The organism is Okeania sp. SIO2B9 (assembly GCF_010672505.1).
Lineage (GTDB): Bacteria > Cyanobacteriota > Cyanobacteriia > Cyanobacteriales > Microcoleaceae > Okeania > Okeania hirsuta.
Genome location: NZ_JAAHGK010001043.1, coordinates 1 through 2,768 on the forward strand (window position 1 = coordinate 1; position 2,768 = coordinate 2,768).

Annotated in this window: 2 protein-coding genes; both read left to right on the forward strand. The window is 32.3% G+C overall.

The genetic code is table 11. From position 1 onward, the window contains the following. The first annotated feature begins 626 nt into the window (after positions 1–626). A complete protein-coding gene (locus tag F6K13_RS35440; RefSeq protein ID WP_353735723.1) occupies positions 627–1,256 on the forward strand; it encodes an MFS transporter in 630 nt (209 codons plus the stop codon). Between the two features lie 69 nt (positions 1,257–1,325). Continuing rightward, entirely contained in the window at positions 1,326–1,907 is a 582-nt protein-coding gene (locus F6K13_RS35445) for an MFS transporter (RefSeq protein WP_339379433.1), read from the forward strand. Positions 1,908–2,768 lie beyond the last annotated feature (861 nt).

Sequence of the window (2,768 nt, forward strand, 5' to 3'; positions counted from 1 at the left end):
TTTTAAAGTTATTACAAAATGTAAGCATTTCCTGCGGAATGCTGCGCAAACAGCTATTAGCTGTGAGCTGTCAGCTCTCATGAGGGGGTTTTAATGAATATAGACTGTTTCAGCCAGCTTTTATAGTAAGTATAAATTCTGACTCAATTAGTAAAGCTTTTATCTAAAACTCAAAGTAATAGTTGACGGTTGAATGCTTACTACAAAATTACATATTAACAACTGCCGAAACATCATTGAACTTACAAAAGTTTTGACTTAATTAGATATTAATTTTTAGGTAATCATTTAGCTCTTAGCAGTCAGAACTGAGTGCAAATAATGAATAATTCCTTCTAATACCATTTCTCCATAAAGTTGTACTTCATATTAAAGATGGGAATAGTGAGTGTAATAAGGCCCGAGCAACAATTATTAAGCGCATTGTTACAGAGAAATGGTATAAAGTTGAAGGAGCGTACCTTGCCACTAACCTTTAATTCTCTCTCAATTTTTCAATTGCTTTTACCTCCTCCTCTGATCAATAGCTGAATGCTGAATGCTTAATTTTTTAGAGCTTTTGATAATACAGAAAAGAGATTAAGATTAAACTGTATCTTATTATTCTAAAAAATCGGATAATTTTCATGTCATTGCCAAAATTGCATCTATCCCAATTATTTCCCAACTTAGACCGACAAATTTTAATTCTGGCAATGGGTAGATTATTATCTCAAACTGGTACAGGTTTTACATTATTTTATGCACCAATCTTTTTTGTAAATCAAGTTGGCTTATCTACAACTTCAGTTGGTATTGCCTTAAGCAGCGCTCAAATTTCTGGCATAATTGCTCGTTTTTTTGGAGGTTCTTTCAGTGACTCTCAATTTTTTGGTCGTCGGATAACTCTATTATTATCATTAATTATTTCGGCACTAGCTTCAATAGTAATGGCAATAGCTAATAATTTTTATATTGTAGCGATCGGTAACTTATTATTAGGATTAGGTACAGGGTTATATTGGCCGGCAATGGAGGCAATTGTGGCAGATTTAGCAGTAGCAACGGAACGCAAAGAGGCTTATGCTGTTACGAGATTAGCAGATAATTTGGGTTTGCAGTTGGGAATTATTTCTGGTGGAATAGTTGTGAATTCTACAGGTGCTTATAGAGCATTATTTATAGTTGATTCTATTTCATTTTTTATTTTTGCAGGAGTTATATATTTAGCGGTTAAAGAAACTTATAAACCAGTTAAATTAAAGCTAAAAATTTAAACAGAGAGGAAAAAAAATACTAATGGCTGGCTATTAGCTCTTAGCGATCGGAATCTAATTATTTTTGTGATGGTGAATGTTTTTTTTACTTTCTACATTTCTCAAATACACAGCACAATACCTTTATATTTAAACAATTTTGTTTCCGGCAATTTTTCACCACTAATTATCAGTTATATATTTACAGTACACACTGCTTTGACTGTTATATTTCAATTACCAGTTGCGAGAAAATTACGAAATTTTAGCCATCCTCAAGCATTAATAATTTCAGCAATATTATGGGGGTTAGGATTTCTCGTCATCGGTATTGCTGGAATAATAGAAATAGGTAATATTTTATTGACTACTTTAGCTTTAAGTTTATTTGCTATTGCAATTATTTCTTATACTCCTTCTGCCTCAGCTTTAGTAGCAGATTTAGCACCAGAATCTTTGCGTGGTATTTATTTGGCAATTAATGCTCAGTGTTGGGCAATAGGATATTTAATCGGACCGCTATTAGGAGGATTGGTATTAGATAGAGCAGAAATTGTGATAAAAATATTTTGGTTATCAATGGTAATAACTGTAGGAATTGCTGTTGGTATTTTGCAGTATCTTGACTGCAAATTGATTAGTGAAAATTTGGCTAATACAGAAAGTAATTAATGGTAGAAATATTTCAGTAATCAGAATCAATAATTATTCAGTTATTAATATTCACTGTTGAGTTATTAAATATTTAATCGCACTGCTATTAAGAGTTTTGATATGAGAGCTAACACAAATTGTGGTGAAAATATTTTGGTTAGCAATGGTAATAACTGTAGGAATTGCTGTTGGTCTTTAGTCAAAACTATATTAGGAGGATGAGTATTAGATAAAACACAAGTTGTAGTGAAAATATTTTGGTTAGCAATGGCAATAAGTGTGTAAATTACTGTTGGTATTTTGCAGTATACTTACCCTATATTTATGAGTAAAAATTTGGTTATAGAGAAAGTAATTAATGGTATTAATACTTCAGCAGTCAGAATCAATAATTATTCAGTGCAAGAATATTTGTAAGCATTCAGCTATCAGCTTTTGAAAGAAAGAATCAAACAATTACCAAGGTTAACTGAAAGGACTATTTCATTCTTATGTAACTTCTTGAATACTAATTCCTTCTTCCAAGATAATGACTTAATAACTCATAGCTGATAGCTGAAGTCCGCAGTTCCGACCTTATGAAGCTAGCTGACTTCTGAATGCTTGCGAATATTTTTTCGGTCAGAATACGGAGCAAACAAATTTCCCCTTGTTCCCTACTCCCTACTCCCTAAATTTTTTATTGTAGTTATTCAAACAGACATGATATAAAATGTTAGCTGATTTTGATAAAGTAGCATAAATTTTAACAATAGACTTGTCGCTTTATAAGGTAAAGTAAAGTTAATAGGGTGTTTGAGATGGGACAATGTTAGATCTGAATCGGGTGCTAAAAGAAGACCGCCTCAGTGCGGGCATTGACTGGACTAAACCGTAAGG